This window comes from Sulfuriroseicoccus oceanibius, from assembly GCF_010681825.2.
GTDB classification, from domain to species: Bacteria; Verrucomicrobiota; Verrucomicrobiia; order Verrucomicrobiales; family SLCJ01; genus Sulfuriroseicoccus; species Sulfuriroseicoccus oceanibius.
Window position 1 is genome coordinate 365303 of the sequence record NZ_CP066776.1, and the last position, 18628, is coordinate 383930.

General features: G+C 59.5%; 18 protein-coding genes. 11 read left to right on the forward strand and 7 right to left on the reverse strand.

Going from position 1 to position 18628, the window contains the following annotated elements:
* Positions 1 to 68: 68 nt before the first annotated feature.
* The 3 genes from nadC (at position 69) to G3M56_RS01495 (ending at position 2439) form a co-directional block, all read left to right on the forward strand.
* Positions 69 to 926 (forward strand): carboxylating nicotinate-nucleotide diphosphorylase, encoded by an 858-nt coding sequence (gene nadC / locus G3M56_RS01485; protein WP_164363936.1) that lies wholly within the window; start codon positions 69 to 71, stop codon positions 924 to 926.
* A gap of 247 nt (positions 927 to 1173) precedes the next feature.
* Positions 1174 to 1638, forward strand: a complete 465-nt coding sequence (locus tag G3M56_RS01490; RefSeq protein ID WP_164363934.1) for a SecDF P1 head subdomain-containing protein — start codon at positions 1174 to 1176, stop codon at positions 1636 to 1638.
* 33 nt (positions 1639 to 1671) lie between these two features.
* Complete coding sequence (locus tag G3M56_RS01495) at positions 1672 to 2439, forward strand: biotin--[acetyl-CoA-carboxylase] ligase (RefSeq protein WP_164363932.1); 768 nt, start codon at positions 1672 to 1674, stop codon at positions 2437 to 2439.
* Positions 2440 to 2464: 25 nt separating this feature from the next.
* Here the strand turns inward: G3M56_RS01495 and G3M56_RS01500 are convergent, their stop codons facing one another.
* Positions 2465 to 3412, reverse strand: a complete 948-nt coding sequence (locus G3M56_RS01500; RefSeq protein ID WP_164363930.1) for an ion transporter — start codon at positions 3410 to 3412, stop codon at positions 2465 to 2467.
* Between the two features lie 62 nt (positions 3413 to 3474).
* Between G3M56_RS01500 and G3M56_RS01505 the strand changes: the two genes are divergently transcribed.
* The 4 genes from G3M56_RS01505 to G3M56_RS01520 all read left to right on the forward strand — a co-directional run bounded on the left by G3M56_RS01505 (position 3475) and on the right by G3M56_RS01520 (position 10920).
* Complete coding sequence (locus G3M56_RS01505; protein WP_164363928.1) at positions 3475 to 4377, forward strand: NAD-dependent epimerase/dehydratase family protein; 903 nt, start codon at positions 3475 to 3477, stop codon at positions 4375 to 4377.
* 53 nt (positions 4378 to 4430) lie between these two features.
* Positions 4431 to 5438, forward strand: coding sequence for a hypothetical protein (locus G3M56_RS01510; RefSeq protein WP_164363926.1), 1008 nt, complete (start codon positions 4431 to 4433; stop codon positions 5436 to 5438).
* Between the two features lie 77 nt (positions 5439 to 5515).
* On the forward strand, positions 5516 to 7240 hold the full coding sequence (locus G3M56_RS01515; RefSeq protein WP_164363923.1) for an ABC transporter ATP-binding protein: 1725 nt from the start codon (positions 5516 to 5518) through the stop codon (positions 7238 to 7240).
* Between the two features lie 1004 nt (positions 7241 to 8244).
* Entirely contained in the window at positions 8245 to 10920 is a 2676-nt protein-coding gene (locus G3M56_RS01520) for a DEAD/DEAH box helicase (RefSeq protein ID WP_164363921.1), read from the forward strand.
* Positions 10921 to 10961: 41 nt separating this feature from the next.
* Here the strand turns inward: G3M56_RS01520 and rpe are convergent, their stop codons facing one another.
* Positions 10962 to 11642 carry a ribulose-phosphate 3-epimerase gene (gene rpe, locus G3M56_RS01525; RefSeq protein WP_164363919.1) on the reverse strand — a complete coding sequence of 227 codons (681 nt, stop codon included), beginning with the start codon at positions 11640 to 11642 and terminating at the stop codon, positions 10962 to 10964.
* A gap of 93 nt (positions 11643 to 11735) precedes the next feature.
* On the opposite strand from rpe, the gene tadA reads away from it, so the two are divergent.
* A complete protein-coding gene (gene tadA, locus G3M56_RS01530; protein WP_164363917.1) occupies positions 11736 to 12296 on the forward strand; it encodes a tRNA adenosine(34) deaminase TadA in 561 nt (186 codons plus the stop codon).
* Between the two features lie 19 nt (positions 12297 to 12315).
* Here tadA and G3M56_RS01535 read toward each other — a convergent pair whose 3' ends face one another.
* Both G3M56_RS01535 and G3M56_RS01540 read right to left on the reverse strand, forming a co-directional pair.
* Positions 12316 to 12825: a bifunctional nuclease family protein gene (locus G3M56_RS01535; protein WP_164363915.1), complete on the reverse strand. Its 510-nt coding sequence runs from the start codon at positions 12823 to 12825 to the stop codon at positions 12316 to 12318.
* Between the two features lie 9 nt (positions 12826 to 12834).
* Entirely contained in the window at positions 12835 to 13344 is a 510-nt protein-coding gene (locus tag G3M56_RS01540; protein WP_164363913.1) for a gamma carbonic anhydrase family protein, read from the reverse strand.
* Between the two features lie 105 nt (positions 13345 to 13449).
* Here G3M56_RS01540 and G3M56_RS01545 point away from each other — a divergent pair, with 105 nt between their 5' ends.
* From G3M56_RS01545 to G3M56_RS01555, 3 genes are all read left to right on the forward strand, one after another.
* Complete coding sequence (locus G3M56_RS01545) at positions 13450 to 13725, forward strand: HU family DNA-binding protein (protein WP_164363911.1); 276 nt, start codon at positions 13450 to 13452, stop codon at positions 13723 to 13725.
* Between the two features lie 224 nt (positions 13726 to 13949).
* On the forward strand, positions 13950 to 14477 hold the full coding sequence (locus tag G3M56_RS01550; protein WP_164363909.1) for a YbjN domain-containing protein: 528 nt from the start codon (positions 13950 to 13952) through the stop codon (positions 14475 to 14477).
* A gap of 69 nt (positions 14478 to 14546) precedes the next feature.
* Positions 14547 to 15203: a PH domain-containing protein gene (locus G3M56_RS01555; RefSeq protein ID WP_164363907.1), complete on the forward strand. Its 657-nt coding sequence runs from the start codon at positions 14547 to 14549 to the stop codon at positions 15201 to 15203.
* A 104-nt stretch (positions 15204 to 15307) separates the two neighbouring features.
* Here G3M56_RS01555 and G3M56_RS01560 read toward each other — a convergent pair whose 3' ends face one another.
* From G3M56_RS01560 to G3M56_RS01570, 3 genes are all read right to left on the reverse strand, one after another.
* A complete protein-coding gene (locus tag G3M56_RS01560) occupies positions 15308 to 16060 on the reverse strand; it encodes an AraC family transcriptional regulator (RefSeq protein WP_164363905.1) in 753 nt (250 codons plus the stop codon).
* 475 nt (positions 16061 to 16535) lie between these two features.
* Positions 16536 to 17297 (reverse strand): HAD family hydrolase, encoded by a 762-nt coding sequence (locus G3M56_RS01565; protein WP_164363903.1) that lies wholly within the window; start codon positions 17295 to 17297, stop codon positions 16536 to 16538.
* A gap of 161 nt (positions 17298 to 17458) precedes the next feature.
* Complete coding sequence (locus G3M56_RS01570) at positions 17459 to 18520, reverse strand: nucleoid-associated protein (protein ID WP_164363901.1); 1062 nt, start codon at positions 18518 to 18520, stop codon at positions 17459 to 17461.
* Positions 18521 to 18628 lie beyond the last annotated feature (108 nt).

Sequence of the window (18628 nt, forward strand, 5' to 3'; positions counted from 1 at the left end):
GCCTATTTCTGCCAGTCCGCCATGCCAATGAGTTGATCACGCGTCAGGACGCGGCTTAAATTGCTCCCATGTCCGCCATTCCCAACCTCGAAGATCACGTGCGCGCCGCGCTGGAAGAAGACCTGGGCACGCCCGGTGACCTCACCGCCCAGTATTTCCTCGATCCGGAATGCGAAATGACCGTCGACCTCTGCGCCCGCGAACCCGGTGTACTCGCCGGCACGGAGCCCGCCGTGGAAGCACTACGCCAAGTCGACCCGTCGCTCAATGTGGAGCTGCTACTCAACGACGGCGCACCTCTCGAGCGCGGGTCAATCGTGATGCGGATATCCGGCAAAGCCGCCAGCATCGTCACCGCCGAGCGCACCGCCCTCAACTACCTGCAACGCCTCTCCGGCGTCGCCACCGCCACCAAGCGCTACGTCGATGCCGTAGCAGGGACCGGCGTGAAGATCCTCGACACCCGCAAAACCACCCCGGGCTGGCGCTACCTGGAAAAAGCCGCCGTCATCGCAGGCGGCGCGGTAAACCACCGCATGGGCCTCTACGACATGGTGATGGTCAAAGACAACCACATGCTCGCCCAACGCGGCATCGCCGCCATGCAGGAAGCCATCGACCGCCTCCACGCCGACCACCCGGCCGTCGCAGTGGAAATCGAAGTCGATACCCTCGAACAACTCGAAGAAGTTCTCCACCTCACCGACGTCCAACGCGTTCTACTCGACAACATGCCACCCAAGGTGCTGCGCCAGGCCGTCGCCATGCGCGAGGCCTCCGGGTCATCGGTCGAGTTCGAAGCCAGCGGCGGGATCACATTGGACACCATCCGCGCCGTCGCAGAAACCGGAGTCGATTTCATCTCCGTCGGTGCCCTCACCCATTCCGCCGTCTCCCTCGACCTCGGCCTGGACGGCAAAGGCTAACCTGCACCACACTCCCGCGAAGCGCTGGTGGGTCGGCATTCCAGCCGTCAGTTTGGCCCCAAAGGAGCGCAGCGACCTTGCCGATTACCTCACGCAAAGCCCCAAAGATCCCGAAGGCCTCTCAGCTCCGGTGGCGGTGAATGGAGCGACGTTCGCCGCAGGTCGCATTTTTCGGCAGATTGCAGGATAGAAGTTATTTTGGACTTCACCATTCCAAACAATCCCCAACACCAGTAATACACACCGCATGAAAACAATCCCAATGATCGCCGCTACATGGTTGGCATTCGCTGTATCGGCAGTGGCAGGAGTTCTTGAGTTCCGAACCGTTGCTCAGCCGGGCGAGGATTTCGCAATCGAACTTCCGCTGGGAGAAGAAAGTTTGAAGCTACGTGCCCCCGAGGATCTCAACGAAGCCGACCTGAAAATGGCCAGCGGTGGATTCGTTCCGGATGAGGGGAACATCCTTCATCTGGACTTCAACGAGAAGGGCGCACCGAAACTCTTTAAAATCACCAAGGAAAACCTCGGCAAGCGGCTCGCAATTATTGTGAATGGCAAGGTGTTGATGGCGCCGAATGTGATGGAGCCGATAGCCGGCGGTAGCGGCCAGGTTCCCGGCTGGGAAAGCGCCAAGGAAGCGGAGGAGGTCGCCGCTACTCTCAACGAGGCGTCAGCCAAAGTCAGCAAAGACGCGCCGCGACCAAACTGACTCGTCCTGCGCTCTCAATCACCCCTCCCCCTCATGATTCTCAATCCGGATCTGATCGAAACACAACTCGCCGCGTCGCCGGAATGCGACGTGCGCGTGATGGCGGAAACCGCATCGACCAATTCGACCCTGCTCGACTGGGGCCGCCGCGGCATGAAGGCCCCTGTGGCCTTGTTCGCCGAATCACAAACCGCGGGGCGCGGGCGCCGTGGCCGCAGTTGGCAGGCGGAACCTGGCACCGCATTGACGGGGTCGCTGATGCTGCATCCCGACGCCCCACCGGAACGCTGGCGCCTGCTGACCCTGGCCGCCGGCATTGCGCTGGCCGATGCCATGCCTGCCGCCGTCCGGGTAAAATGGCCGAACGATCTCTACGCCGACGACCGCAAGCTCGGCGGAATTTTGGTCGAGACACAGATCAGCTCACCGACTTCGGGTTTCGTCGTCGTGGGCTTTGGCCTCAACATCAACCAATCCACATTCGGCGGTGAAATCGCGGATCGCGCGGTTTCCCTGCGCCAGCTCACCGGCGACGCCCACGACATCAACCAAATCGCCGGCAATGCGGTGGCCAGCCTGCTCAAAACACTGCCCTTGGCGTGGCAGGATCCCCGCCACATTCTCGAGCGCTTCGAGCAACTCGACTGCGTCAGCGGCCGCACCATCACCGCCATGACCCGCGAACAAAGCGAACCAGTCCACGGCGTGGCAACCGGCATCGACGGCGGAGGCCGACTCATCGTGCGCCTCCCCGGCGGCGGCTTCCACCCGCTCGAAGACGCGTGGGAAATCCGCTGGTAGCCGCAAATCTCAGCGTCAAGGCAAGCTACTGGGGGGCCCCATCATCCACATGGGGCTCCGGCAGCTTTTTCCCGCAACGGGCGCAGTATCGGTGGTCAATCATCACGCCGTGGAAGCCGCAACGCGGACAATCCGGCGCAGAGGCATCCAGAATCCCGGCACTGCTAAATCCAGCGGTGCCAGTCTCCTCCGGTGGTGCGCCACCGATCCCGGACCGGCGGGCCACTTCCACCCCGATGATCCCCGTCGGCACCGCAAGCACCGCCCAGCCTGTGATCATCGCGATCGACGCCACAAACTGCCCAAACCAAGTCTCCGGGCTGATATCGCCATAACCCACCGTGGTAATCGTCACGACCGCCCAGTAAACCGATCTCGGGATGCTTGTGAAGCCATGCTCAGGCCCTTCGATCAAATACATCACCGTGCCGATCACCATCACCAAAGCGGTAATGGTAAAGAGAAACACCATGATCTTGGGGCGCCCCGCCTTAAGCGCAGTAAGAAAAAGGTCCGCCTCCCGCAGGTGCCTCGCCATTTTCAACACACGGAACATGCGCAGTAGTCGCAGCACCCGGATCACCAACAAATACTGACCGCCAGGGAGGAAGAACTGAAGGTAGGTCGGGATGGTGGAGAGCAAATCGACGATCCCGAAAAAGCTAAAGGCATAGCTCTTCCAATTGCGCGCGCTGATCAGGCGCAAGATGTACTCGATGGTGAATCCAATGGTGAAGACCCACTCAAGTGTGCGCAGTTGCTGGTGGATCACCGCATCGATCTGCGGCGTGCTCTCGAGCATCACTGCGCCGACGCTCCCGATGATGCAGAACAAAAGTGCGACGTCGAATGCCTTGCCTGCCGGTGTGTTCGAGTGGAAAATGACCGTATAGAGGCGGTTGCGCCAGTCGGCACGGCGTCGCTTCCTTTTGCGTTGCGTTGGATCGTCTATTGGGGCGGTCGGCTCACTCATGGCGGGTTGTCTCAAGCTAGGCAATTCGTCGGTTGTTAAAAAGCATCAAAGCAGACTTTTCCATGGATTCAGGATTACCAGGCGGGCAAAAACCACGAGTCATTGTCATTGCAGGATGCGGTTACCTTGGCAGTGAACTGGCGCGTCAATTTGCCCACTTGGGCGACCGCGTGATCGGTCTGGTGAAATCTCTCGATGGAACCACCGCTCCAGACGGCGTCGAACTTCAAGCCTGTGACCTGACCGACCGCGCATCGCTAGACGCCGTGGCAAAGCACCTCGAGACCAAGGTGGATGTCGTCGTCCATTGTGCCAGCACCCGCGGCGGAGATGCCGAAGCCTACCACAACCTGTACGCCCGCGGCAGCGAACACCTGATGGCCGCCCTCCAACCGAAACGATTCGTCTTCACCAGCTCGACTTCGGTCTACGGCCAGACCGACGGCTCGGAAGTCGACGAACTCAGCGTCACCGTGCCACTGCGCCCGACCGGCGACGTCCTGCTCGAAGGCGAGGGCCTGGCAGTCAGATCCGGTGGTATCGCGGTGCGCCTAGCGGGAATCTACGGGCCCGGCCGCTCGGTCGTGCTCAAGCGCTTCTTTGATGGCACCGCCACCATCGACGAAGGCGTCGAACGCATCCTCAACCAGATCCACCGCGACGACGCGGCCGCCGCCATTGTCCATCTGGTCAACTATAACGCGTCCGGTGTCTTCAACGTCTCCGATGACTCGCAAATCACCCAACGCGCACTCTACTCACTGCTGTCGTTACACTTCGACCGCCCGATGCCGGACGAAGCCCCACGCAGCCTGGGCAAACGCCGCGGCTGGACGAACAAAGCGGTAAGTAACAGAAAACTTCGCTCAACAGGCTGGCATCCAAAATACGCCACGTTTATGAATGCGGTGGAATACGATGTGCACTTCGTGCCATCCATCCTTGCGCAAACCAGCGGAAATTAGTCAATCTCCCGCTAACCGCGCCACTCATCATCCGCTTCGCCCCGGCCTCGTTCATGTCCTCCTCCGCACCTCCATCGTCCGCCACCGTGTCCACATCCGGGCACGATGAGCCGCGCTTGCGTTGGTGGATGGCAGCCAACTACCTCAACCTGGACGCCCCACTGGTGGCGATTGTTTGGCTCGCGCTCTTTGCCGCATGCCGCGATGTCTTCGTTCCATTCGAAGCCTACAAGGTACTCGCGCTCGCTGTGTGGTGCGTTTACACGCTCGATCATTTGTTCGACACCAAACGCAAGCCATCGGTTGAGGCCATGACCGGGCGTCACCGGTTCCACCGTCTGTGGAGGATCCCACTGACAGGTGCCCTGGCCGTGGCCATGGTCGTCGGCTCCAACCTGGCGCTCACCCAGTTGCCCGGCCAACTGGTCACCGGTGGGCTGCTCGTCGCCGGGGTGGTGGTGCTTTACCTCATCCACGCCCGCGCCATCGCAGCCACCAACGGTGCCGTCCTGCCCAAAGAACTTCTCTGCGGTGCGATCTTCGCCATCGGCGTGTCGCTACCCGCCACTGTCTACGCCGGCACGTTCACCAACATCGGTGCCGCCGGTTTGCTCGCGCCCATTATTGCAATGGTCCAGATCCTGAAGGAACCGGACGTGCTCTTCTTCGCCGCTCTGTGCGCACTCAACTGCATCGCCATCGCAGTCTGGGAATGGCAACCGGACCGAGTCAACGACCGCGCCGCCATCACACGGTTCTTCCCGGACATCCGCGAGATCTTGCCGCGTTTCATCATCATTCTTTTTGGCGGAGCCCTGGCATTCCCGCTGACCAGCATCCTGTTTGATCAAAACTATCCGGAATACTACTCCGTGTTCTTCAGCTGCATCGCGGCCTCGGCGGGACTGATTGGGATCATCCACTGGCAGCGTCACCGTTTCAAACCGGACGTCCTGCGCGTGCTGGCCGACGTCGCGCTGCTCACCCCGATCGCTGCGATCCCGTTCATCCCGCGCTCGATCTGGAGCCTGCTTAAGATTGTCTTCGGCTTCGGCTGGTAATTTTCAGCACTCGGTAGCACCCCACATTTCCGCCTTCCTCCGGTGGCAATTCGGCGCCGTCGCACGTACCGTGGGCCATGTCATCTGTTGTTCGTGTATTCGCCTACCTCAAACGCTACCCGACACTCGCCTCGGGCCAGCTGCTGTGCGCCGTGTTGATGACTCTGGCGCTGATCATCTTCCCGGAAGTCACCGGTCACGTCACCCGTGACATCATCCCGAACAAAAAGTTCGATGAATTCATCCCTTGGGTCCTGCTCGCCCTGAGTGGGTTCTTCCTGCGCGAGCTTCTCAATGGTCTGCGCATCATCTTGAACAACGTGTTCGAGCAAAAGGTCATCTACGATGTCCGCTCGGACCTCTACAAAAAGATCCAGCGCCTGCCACTCAACTGGTTCGACAGCCGCCGCACCGGCGACATCATGACCCGCGTCATCGAGGACGTCACCGCCATGGAGCGCGTGCTCATCGACGGCGTCGAACAAGGGCTCGTCGCCGTGCTGCAGATCCTCATCATCGGCACCATGCTCTACCTGAACGACGCCACCGTCGCCATGTGGGCCACCATCCCCGTGCCGCTGCTCGCCCTCTCCGCCTGGCTTTACACCCGCAACGCACGCCACCGCTACAAAGCCCAGCGCGAAGCCACCAGCGACATGAACGCCCTGCTGCACGACAACCTCTCCGGCGTGCGACAGATCAAGGCTTACACGTCGGAAGAAGCGGAACACAAACGCTTCAATGAGTTCTCCAACCGCTTGCGCAAAGCCACACTCAAAGTGATGCGCTACTGGGCCATGTACTCGCCCGGCACGTCGTTCATTGCCATGACCGGCTATGTACTGGTGCTTGCCTTTGGTGGCTGGCGCGTGATGCAGGGGCAAATGGAGCACGACCAGTTCCTCAAATTCTTCCTCTACATTTCGCTCTTCTACGAGCCGGTTGGACGCCTGCACCAGCTCAACCAAATGGCGCTTTCCGCCCGTGCCGCAGCCGACCGCGTGTTCGAGATCCTCGACACCGAGGACGAGCCGAACGCCACCACCGGCGACCACCTGCCCCGTCCGGTCAAAGCGCATGTCCGCTTTGAGGACGTCAGCTTTTCCTACGGCGACACCCCGACCCTGAGTCACATCGACCTCGACGCCCAACCTGGAGAAACCATCGCACTGGTCGGCCCGACCGGTGCCGGCAAGTCGACCATTGTCTCGCTGCTCACCCGCTTCTACGAATGCAGCGCCGGCCGCATCACCGTCGACGGCAAGGACATCTCCGGCTTGGCCAAGTCCGACCTCCGCTCACACATCGGCTACGTCACCCAGGAGCCATTCCTCTTCAACGGCACCGTCCGCGAAAACCTCGTGCTGGCCGACCGCACCGCCTCCGATGAGGAAATCTGGGCCGCTCTCGATGCCTCGAACGCCGGACACTTCGTGCGCAAGCTCCCGGAAGGCCTCGACACCAATGTCGGCGAACGTGGGGTCAAACTCTCCGGCGGAGAAAAACAACGCCTCTCCATCGCCCGCGCCCTGCTCAAGGACCCACCGATCCTTCTCCTCGACGAAGCCACGTCCGCCGTCGACAACGAAACCGAGCGCCTCATCCAACAAGCTCTCGATCGACTGCTCGAACAGCGCACGTCATTCGTCATCGCCCACCGACTCTCGACCGTCCGCAACGCCACCCGCATCTATGTCCTCGACGGAGGTAGCGTCGTTGAAACCGGCACCCACGACGAACTCATGGCATTCAACGGCCTTTACGCCGAACTCGCCAGCCGCGACTTCGCCGAGGAAGAGTAAGGCGCGCGGCGCTGGCACTGGAGCGCTGAGCTTCACCCATGCACGCGCGGCGCTGGAGGGACGGCATTCCTGCCGTCGATGGGAAATCTCACGCAAAGCCCCAAAGATCCCAAAGACCGACCAGCTCCGGCGAAGGGAAAGGCCGGTTCGGTCACCGCAGATCGCATTTTCTTCCGAGGATTGGCAGGATGGCGAGGATTAGAAGTGGGTCCCGGTAAGTCACTCAGAATGACGGGAACCACTCTCTACCACAGGAGTGTGGCAGCTCCATCTCAACACACTCTGCCACCATTCCCCGCTGGACCAACGACACTCCTGTCGTTGCGCGTAAAACTCCGTCGCGATTCCAGCGTGCAATCCATGCACGCGCAGCGCTGGGGGGACGGCATTCCTGCCGTCGATGGGAAATCTCACGCAAAGCCCCAAAGATCCCAAAGGACGACCAGCTCCGGCGAAGGGAAAGGCCGGTTCGGTCACCGCAGATCGCATTTTCTTCCGTGGATTGGCAGGATGGCCAGGATTAGAAGTGGGTCCCGGTGACTCACTCAGAATGACGGGAACCGCTCTCTACCACAGGAGTGTGGTAGCTCCGTCTCAACACACTCTCCCTCCATTCCCCGCTGGACCAACGACACTCCTGTCGTTGCGCGTAAAACTCCGTCGCGATTCCAGCGTGCAATCCATGCACGCGCAGCGCTGGGGGGACGGCATTCCTGCCGTCGATGGGAAATCTCACGCAAAGCCCCAGAGATCCCAAAGACCGACAAGTTCCGGCGAAGGGAAAGGGCGGTTCGGTCACCGCAGATCGCATTTTCTTCCGCGGATTGGCAGGGTGAGGAGGATTTGAAGTGGCTCGCGGTGAGTCACTCAGAATGACGGGAACCACTCTCTACCACAGGAGTGTGGCAGCTCCATCTCAACACACTCTACCACCATTCCCCGCTGGACCAACGACACTCCTGTCGTTGCGCGTAAAACTCCGTCGCGATTCCAGCGTGCAATCCATGCACGCTCAGCGCTGGGGGGACGGCATTCCTGCCGTCGATCCCTCGACTCCGCCTCGCTCACGGTTGAAGAACCAAGTCCCCCTCTCGCTTACACTTGCAGCTCCGGCACATCTGCCCTCTGTTGGGGGCGTGGCTGATCCGGTGAAACTCGAACCTCTGAAGGGCGCGTCCAACGACGACGTACTCAACGCATTCCTCAACTGGCTGGTGGAAACCGGCGTCGATCCCTACGACCACCAGGAAGAGGCCATCCTCGAGCTGTTCGACGACAAAAACGTCATCCTCAACACTCCCACTGGATCCGGCAAATCGCTGGTCGCGCTTGCCGTTCATTACCGCGGACTGTGCCTGGGGCGCCGCTCGTTCTACACCGTCCCGATCAAAGCCCTCGCGAACGAGAAGTTCCTCTCATTGTGCCGCACCTTCGGCCCTGAAAATGTCGGCATGATCACCGGCGACGCCACCGTCAACCGCGACGCTCCGATCATCTGCTGCACCGCGGAGATCCTCGCCAACATCGCCCTGCGCGAAGGCGAAAATGCCCAGGTCGACGACGTGATCATCGACGAATTCCACTATTACTCCGACCACTCCCGCGGAGTCGCATGGCAGATCCCGCTGCTGGCCTTGCCTCAATCGCGCTTTCTTTTGATGTCCGCCACGCTCGGCGAGACCAAGTTCTTCGAAGATGAACTGACCACCCTCACCGGAGCCGAGACCGTCTTGGTCAAATCCGACCAGCGCCCAGTGCCGCTCGAGTTCATCTACAGCGAAACCCCACTGGCAGAAATGGTCGAAAGCCTGGTGCAAAACGACAAAGCACCGGTCTATCTCGTCCATTTCGCCCAGCGAGCATGCGCCGAAACCGCACAAAGCCTGACCTCGGTCAACTTTTGCTCGAAGGAAGAAAAGCGCGAGATCGCCGAAGCACTGCACGAGGCGAATTTCCGCAGCCCGTATGGCAAAGAGGTGAGCAAACTGCTGCGCCACGGCATTGGCATCCACCACGCCGGGTTGCTGCCAAAATACCGCGTGCTGGTGGAAAAGCTCACCCAGCGTGGGTTGCTCAAAGTCATCTGCGGTACCGACACCCTGGGCGTCGGGGTGAACGTGCCCATCCGCACAGTCGTCTTCACCCAGCTTTGTAAGTTCGACGGGCAGGGCACGAAGATCCTCACGGTGCGCGATTTCAAACAAGTCGCCGGCCGCGCCGGACGCCGCGGGTTCGACAACATAGGCTACGTCGTCGCCCAGGCACCGGAACACGTGATCGAGAACAAAAAGCTCGAAGCCAAAGCCGCCGCCAGCACGAAAAAGCGCAAGCTCATCAAGAAGAAGCCACCGGAGAAGGGCTACGTGGCATGGGACGAGTCCACGTTCCGCAAACTCATCAGCTCGCCGTCGGAGAAGCTGGTCTCACGCTTCAAGGTCAGCCACAGCATGCTGCTCAATGTGATGGCACGGAAGGACAAGGACGGCTGCGCCGAACTGAAACGGGTGATCGCCGCGAGCCACGAGACCGATCAAGCCAAGCGCAAGCACCGACGCCAGGCATTTGCCATGTTCCGCGGGCTAGTGCGGGGTGGGGTCCTCACCATCATTCCGGAGGAGGAACGCACATCGGATGTGAAAGTGCGCCTCCACGTCGACCTGCCTGATGATTTCTCGATGAACCAGGCACTCGGGCTTTACCTGCTCGACGTGATCCCACAGCTCGACCGCGAATCCCCAACCTACGTGCTGCATTTGTTGTCGCTGGTCGAAGCGATTCTCGAAAACCCGATGGCGGTGCTGGTCGCCCAGCAAAACAAAGAAAAGACCCGCCTCATCAACGACCTCAAGGAAGAAGGCGTCGGCTATGACGAGCGGATGGAACTGCTCGAACAAGTCGAATGGCCGAAACCCGACAAGGACTTCATTTTCGACTCGTTCAACCGCTTCATTGAAACCCAGCCGTGGATCGAAGCCGAAAGCATCCGCCCGAAATCGATCGTGCGCGAAATGTTCGAGGAGTACATGAGCTTTGAGGACTACGTCAAAGAGTACGGCCTCGAACGCTCGGAAGCCGTGCTCCTGCGCCACCTCTCGGATGTCTACAAAGTGCTCGAGCAAACCGTGCCCCCCGGGTTGAAAACGGACGAGGTTCTCGAAGCCCAGGAATACCTCGGCGACCTGCTGCGCGGCGTGGACTCCAGCCTCCTCGACGAGTGGGAGCGCATGCACCACCCGGAACAAGCTCTGGAAGAAAAAGCCGAGGCCAAACCTGAAAAGGAAGTCCCGATCAGCCGCAGCAAAAAGGCATTCACCCGTGCCGTGCGCCACGCCATCTTCACCGTGGTCAAAGAACTCTCACACGACCGCGTGACCTCGGCTCTCACATTGATCGAGCCCGACGACGGAGACGGCGAAAAGTGGTCGGTGCCACGCTTGGATGCCATCCTCGACGACTACTACGACGGTCACGAGTTCATCCGCCTCGACCCGGAAGCGCGCAATGCCAAGCATGCCCACATTTCCGAACTGCCAAACGCACGCCGCTGGCGCGTCGACCAGGTATTGATCGACTCCGACGAACACAACGACTGGGTGCTGGTGGTCGAAGTCGACCTCGACGCCTCGGACGCCAAAGGCGAACCGGTTCTGACACTCAAATCACTCGGACCGATCGCCTGATACTGATTGAACGGTTACGCCAAGGTGACCGTTCATTTGGATCAAGCCTGGCAGGCTGCGGCGTTCTCGCGGATTTCGTCGATCGCCGCGCCCATCTCCGGAGCGCAGAAGGTCGACGAGCCGGCGACCAGCACGTTGGCGCCCGCCTTGGCAGCGATGGCTCCGGTACGCGCGTTGATGCCACCATCGACTTCGATGTGGAAGTCTAATTCACGGGCCGCACGCCACGCCGCGGCCTGCTCGACCTTCGGCATCGTTTCCTCCATGAACGACTGCCCACCAAAGCCCGGCACCACGGTCATGACCAGCAGGAGGTCGATCAGCTCGAGGTACGGCTCGACTTCGCTGATCGGAGTGGCCGGGTTCAGTGCCAATCCAGCCAACACACCCACGTCGCGGATGCGCTTGAGCGTGTCCGCCACGTCGTGATCCGCCTCGACATGCACGGTCACCAAATCCGCACCGGACGCAATGAAGCGCGGCAAATAGTGATCCGGACGCGAGATCATCAAATGCACGTCGAGAAAGACATCGGTCGCTTTGTCCACGGTCTCGACCATCGCCGGACCAAAGGAGATGTTGTCGACAAAATGTCCATCCATCACGTCGAGGTGCATCCAATCGGCTCCGCAACGCACGGCGCGCTGGGTTTCCTCGGTGACTTTTCCAAAATCCGCCGCGAGCAGCGACGGGGCGATGATAATTTGATCGGAGCGGTTCATGATGGTCGTGTCTGCTTCCGTTCATTAGCACGTAGCCCGAACTTGGCGAACCGAAATCAGGGGTTATCGTAGGCCCCGACTGATTTTCCCATCATGAGCCAAGACGAACCGCCAATCATCGACCTCCAAAGCGACGACTACTTCATGGGCGAAGCCATCCGCGAAGCCCTGAAAGCCTACCGTCGTGGCGAAGTGCCGGTCGGTGCGGTGCTCGTTCACGAAGGGCGCATCATCGGCCGCGCGTTCAACCAGGTCGAAACCTTGAAGGACGCCACCGCCCACGCGGAAATGCTCGTCCTCACCCAAGCCCAGGAAGCCATCGGGGACTGGCGCTTGGAAGACTGCACGCTCTACGTCACCAAAGAACCATGCCCGATGTGCGCCGGCGCGATCGTTCATTGCCGCCCATCCCGCGTGGTCTACGGCATCAGCGACCCGAAAGGCGGCGCCGCCGGTGGATGGATCAACCTCTTGCAAACAGAGACTCTCAACCACCAATGCGAGATCACCCGAGGCGTGCGCGAGGAGGAATCCCTCTCCATCATCCAACAATTCTTCCGCGAAGCCCGCGCCAAAGCCAAAGAGCGCGCCCGCGAACGCAAAGCGCGTGAAGCTGCAGATGAACCAGAGGACGTCGACCTCTGGTCCGAATAACCCTAAGCGGACGAAGCACTCACTCCGCGTCCAGGCCGCCGATTTCATTTTCACCGTCCTCCGGCCTCGGCACCAACCCTTGGTCGGCGAGCTTCTCCAGTAGCTCAGTCACGTCCTCCGCGCCGTCCCACACCGACTGCACAACAAACAACGGCGCTTTCTGGCGCAACGCCACCGCAATCGCATCACTAGGACGCGCGTCGAGCTCGACCACTTTGCGCTCCTGTACTTCGTTCTCCTCGGACAAAATCAACCGGGCGTAGAACACATCGTTCTTGAAGTCGTTCACCACCACACGCTCGACTTTTCCGCCAAACGCCAGCAACAAGGCACCGATCAAATCATGGGTCTGAGGACGAATCGCCGGCACGCCACCAAGCGCCCCCGCAATCGCCGCGCCAACCACAGGATCGACGTGGATCACGAAAACTTTCTCGTCATCCCCTAAAAAAACCGCACAGCCCCCGCTCGTCGGAACCACCGCTTTTACTTCTACCGGCACCACTGCCTTGTCGCCTGAACTGGTCATAACCTGCTGCTAGTTTACCTTGTAGTCCTTTTGGTACTCGACGTAGTTGAGCGCCCCTTGCTTGAGCGCTTCCTGTTCTTCCACGCTGAGTTGGCGGATCACCTTGGCCGGAGCCCCGAGCACCAGTGACCCCGGAGGGATCTTTGTGTTCATCGTAACCAATGCCCCCGCGCCGACAATCGAACGCGCACCGACCACCGCGCCGTCCATCACAATCGAACCCATACCTATAAGACACTCGTCTTCAACGACACACGCATGAAGCATCGCTTTGTGACCAACTGTCACGTACTTGCCGATCACAGTCCCTTGGTTCTTCTCCAAATGGATCACACAACCATCCTGCACATTGGATCCCTCGCCCACTTCAATGCGGTTGATATCTCCTCGCAAAACCGCGTTATACCAAATGCTCGCATCTTTCCCCACCTTCACCGCGCCGATGATGTCCGCGCTTGGGGCAACAAATGCCGACTCGTGAATTTCGGGATCGCGCCCCGGTAATGAATGAATTGCCATCGTCTGACTGTGCCCACTCAGCCCTTTCAGAACAAGAAATTATCCGGCTTTTGACACGCAATTTCCCCTTTACAGTCAAGGCCCGAGCGGCATAATCGGAGGCCTATGAACAAATCTGAACTCGTTGAAGCAGTCCAAAGCGCACTTGGTGAAGACACTTCGAAGCGCGCCGCTGAAGATGCCGTTAAGGCTGTCCTCGACTCGATCGCTACCGGCGTCAAGAAAGACGGTGTGGTCCAGTTGATCGGCTTCGGAACCTTCAAGGTCTCCGAGCGTGCAGCTCGCGAAGGACGCAACCCTAAGACCGGTGAGAAAATGCAGATCGCCGCGTCGAAGTCGGTTCGCTTCTCCCCATCGTCGAACCTCAAGGCAAGCCTCTAATCCGGCTCTCCTTGTTTTAGATAATAACCTCCAAACATACCTACACTTTTAACAATCCGCGTTACCCCTGATCGGGTGCGCGGATTTTTTTGTCTACCGCAAGCCATCTAGCAGAAGTTAGGGAACCAGCTTGTGACGATTGAAGGGATCCGCGTTCCTCCACCGACCACGGTACCGCAGCCCCCGGTGTTGACCGGCGCCCGAATCACCACCAATATCCCGCCATGGCCGAAGATTCCCAATTGCTGCAACTTGTCACCTCCGCACTGACCAAAGCGGGCTGGTCGTTCGCCCGGGTGGACAACCCGGATCAGGAAGTACTGCGCATGGACTTCGACGCCCATCACACCCGCGTACCCATCACCATTCAGATCTTCGGCCCGATTGGCGCCGTCGCCGTGGTCGCCGAGGACAACCACAACACGCCACCGGAAGTCCGCGAAAAACTCGCCGAGTTGCTGATGCGCACCAACCTGCAACTCACCATCGGCGCGTTCGAAATGAACTGGGACAACCTGCGCACGTATTTCCGCATCACCAATGTCTTCAACACCGCAGCTGGCATGGACCAGGCTCTGCCCGGCATGGTCAGCGCGGCCGTGGCGGAACTCGACCGCATGACCCCGCAAATCGCCGAACTGATCAAAGCCAAAGACACGATCGATCAATTCGACATCGGCCGGCTGATGCGCCGCGAGGATTACCTCCCGGATCCCGAAAACACCAGCCCGTCGGGACTAGAACTGGAATAATATCAAGCGATCTGGTACTCCGAGGTGCCCGATCATTTGATAGAACCCAAAATCCCACCAGCTTCCCCCATGTCCGCTTCTGTTGTCGTCATTCGCGATGGCCGTGAACTCGGTCCATTCGACGAGGACGCACTGCGCGACAGGATCAAGCTGATGGTGATCGATCCGGAGGAACCCTGCCTCGACTGCGAAACCGGCGAGGAGTGGACCTGCGCGGAATGGCTCAATGCTCCGGTTGTCGACCCGGAGGACAGCTCGGACACCGCGTGGGATGACGCCGCCGAGGATCTGAGCGAACCATTGTGGGTCGGAAGTCCGTCACTGCTCGTCTACGCCTACCCGCTCACGCTCGCCGCCGCCCAGTGCGCCGGCGGCATTGCACTCCTGAGCTGGCGCTACGAGCTCTGGATCGGTGCGGCTCTGGTCGCACTGGGGCTCCTCACCGGCTCCATCACGCTGTGGCTGCGCTCCACCCGCGAATACCTCATCTCCGAGCGGCGGGTCGAAGTCCTCTCCGGCTGGCTCGCCAAGAGCTCACGCGAGGCACTCATCGCCGACATCCGCTCGATCAACGTGAAGAAGTCCGGACTCTCCGGTGCACTCGGTGTCGGCGATGTGGAATTCGGTACCGCCGGCAGCTCGGGCATCGAAGTCACCTTCCAAGGGGTGCCCAGCGCCTCTCGCGTGAAACAACTCGTGCGCGAAATCCAGGACGAACAGGCCTAGCCGCTCCGTGCACCGCCGGGAGCCCTCCCCCCCGGCTACCAAGCACAAAAAAAGCCGCGGCGTCTCCGCCACGGCTTTCTTTTTAAATCAATTGGTCCGCTCGATCAGTGGCTGTGGTGCTCGTGATCCTGACGGTAGGCGCGCGGTGTCAGGCCGGTGGTCTGACGGAACTGACGCGTGAACGCACTCTGGTCCGCGTAGCCGCACGAGCTCGCGATATCAGCAATCGACTGCTCGGAGTTGGTCAGCAAGTAACACGCGTGATCCACACGGGTCTTGTTGATGAACTGGCTTGGCGACAGCTGGAAAATCTTACGGATACGCTGGTCGAACTGATACGAGGACAATCCAGCCATGCGTGCCAACTCAGGCACTTTCAGCGCGCTGCTGAAGTTCGCCTGAACGTGCGAAATCACTTCGGAAAGCGCACGGAAATCTTCACCACTCTCGTTCGGAGCGTGCAGATCCTTCGCCAAACCAATCAGGCCGATGATCTTGTCGTCATCCGAATAGATCGGTCGGCGCTGCAGCAACGACCAACCTTCGCGGTGGTTGCGGTACAGGTGCTTGGTCAGACGGTCGGTGATGTGCTCGCCCTTGGTCAGCACCAGGCGGTCTTCATTGGCGAAGCCTTCACCAAGCGATTTCGGGAACAACTGCAAAACGGTCAGACCAATCAGGTCGTCTTTGTTCTCCACCCCAAGGCGGTCCGCCAAGGTCTGGTTCACCACCACGTAGCGGCCGAGAGCGTCCTTCACGAAGAACACGGTGTCCGTGAGGGTGTCAAAGATCTCTTCGCAAACCAGTGGCTGTCGTAGCTTGGAGAAAAATTCGGCCTGGATGGTTGCTGGAGTCATTGATCGAGGAATGCTTTGTGATCTTGGAACGCTTTTAGTCGCCATAGTGCTTTAGGGTTCGAAACAACCGGGCAGGAGCCCCTACCCGATGAATCATCGTGCATGATTCCCAGCTGTCACCGAGATATGCGGCGCATATCCACGCGGCTCCATTAGGAAAATATGCACAGTCGAGAAACGCAGGCGACCTGCGTTACGCGCCAGCGCTGGCGCGGGTTGCGCGGATTTCCCTACTACCGGAAAGCCCGCCCATATCCGCTCAACGCGAGACAACTACATAACTAACACAAAATAAGGAACCAAGACATAAAACACATGAATCGCAATTCCTCCTTTAAATAGAAGGCTCCGCCGCCAGCCTCGTGTTCACGATCTCCCCATCATCGCCCACTTGCCGCACGACGCGCAACGTTTCCGAAACGCCCAAAAAAAACGGGGACTCGAAAATCGCACCAATTGCGCAGCTCAATTGGTGCTATCGGAAAACGCCGAACAACTGACGCAACATCGCGAAGCGGTTCCCCCATTCTCCGTGATAAGGCTGTTTTGGTGTGAGAAGCTTCCAGCCCCTCTCCTCACCCGTGGCGCGGAACGACTCCGACGGGTTCACTTGAAACCCCTCTTCCGCCAGCTCCAGCAGCGGGATATCGTTCTTACTGTCGGAGAAGGACAACGCGCCAGGCTGCGCGACAATGTTGTCTCCGGTCACACCGGCCGGGAGAATATCCGCCATGGCGTCGATCTTGGCGTGGCGCTTGTTGTTCGGCCCCACAATTTCCGCCAGCGACTTCATCCGCTCGGGAATGACCACGCGGGTGGCATAGCAACGCTCGAAGCCCAGTTCTTCTGCGATCGGCTCGGCGTAGATCTGCGGGCTCGCCGTATTGAGGATCAGCACATAGCCCTCCGCCTTCAAGCGGTCGATCTCCTCGATAATCTCTCCGTAGGCGTGCTTGCGAAACTCCTTCGTCGCAAAATCACGCGCCAATTGGTCAAGGCGCTCACGCTTCATCCCCGCCAGATAGCCCAGGAAAATCCGCTTCATCCCACGGGCTCTCAAAACCCGCATCGCCGCCAATGGTAAACACGCCAGAAACGGAACCAACAACAGTCGCCGCCAACCCTCCCGCTGCAGCACGTAGTTGCAGAACAACAACTGCGTGTCGTGCGGAATGATGGTGTGATCAAGGTCGAAGTACGCGTAGCGCTTCCCTGCGGAGGACGGAGTATCAGCCATTGCTCCAACCATGCACCGCACCCACCGCCGATGCAAATCCCTCGCAGCACCGGAGCGGACGCCCCCTCACCTCGGCACCACGGGACAATCAGGGCACAAAAATGCCGCCTCCGCTGGAGCTGGTCTCCAACAAAGGCGGCAATCTGATTGGCGCAGCGGTATTACACCGGCTTCTCGCGATCGTAGTAGATCTTCACATACTGCAGGCCGCGTTCTTCATCGAAACCCTTCTCAAAGAACTCGTCCTTCTTCTTGAGGAATGGTGCTGAGAAACGGATATCCGCTCCGCTGTCGAGCTTGAGCCGGCTCTTGAGCTTCTTCTCCACCTTCTTGGCCTCGTCTTTGACCACAGCAAACTTCTCGTCAAGCTTGCTACCGACTTCCTCCTCGAAGTTCTTTTTGAACTCGGAGAACTGCTGGCGCACTTCCGGCTTGTCGAATGTCTTCTCCTGGAACTCGTTCAAATCGAACTCATCCACCTCCGAGATCTGACTCACCGCCTTGGTCGCCACTTCGCGGCGCTGCTCTGGGTCGGTGTCCTCTGGCAAGCCCTTCTCCGCGAAGGCCACGCACAGCTCGGAGTAACGCTTGGTCAGGAATGACGCATCCTTCACCGCCTGAACACCGAGGAAATCGCGCACCCAGAAGTGGGTCGAGCCCCCGCTCTTGTCGAACACATAAACCGCATAGCCTTCTTCTTTGTCGCGGTTCACGATCAGGCAGCCTTTGTCCAACTTCTCAGGATAGATCCCGTCGAGAGTCTTAAGCTTCAGGTCATCGCCATCAAAAGCGATCTGCAAGAAAGGAACCAGACTCTCGGACTTGATGATACAGACGGCCTGGGTCGGCTCGCCATCCACCAACACGCCGTCCAAATACGAAACGCAAAGATCGCCCGACTTGATCTGTGGGTGCTTCGACTGCGCGTACAGGTGCTTGGCGATCATCGCGCCGTTGTCCACCAGGGTGTGCGGGTCGGAGAACACACCATCGACGTAGGAGTACACTTCGTTGCTGCTCAGGTCCGAGTGATGGAAAAACTGCTGCCGCTCAAGCGACTTGAACGATTTCAGGAACGTGGCGGTGAGCAGCTCGGACTCATCCTCGTCGAACTCACAAAGTTGCTTCGACGTCTGTAGAGGTTCATCCCTCAACGGGTTACCCACTTTGGCGAGCGCCATTCCGACCAAATGAGCCTGTGAAAATGCAAGAGCGTATGACATGCCTGCTCTCTAGCTCAGGTCGGGGTTCCGAACAAGCACCAGTCCATCGCCACTCCACTCAACCACGCAATTTGATGCCAGCCATCAACTTGCGCTTGCCTCGGAAAC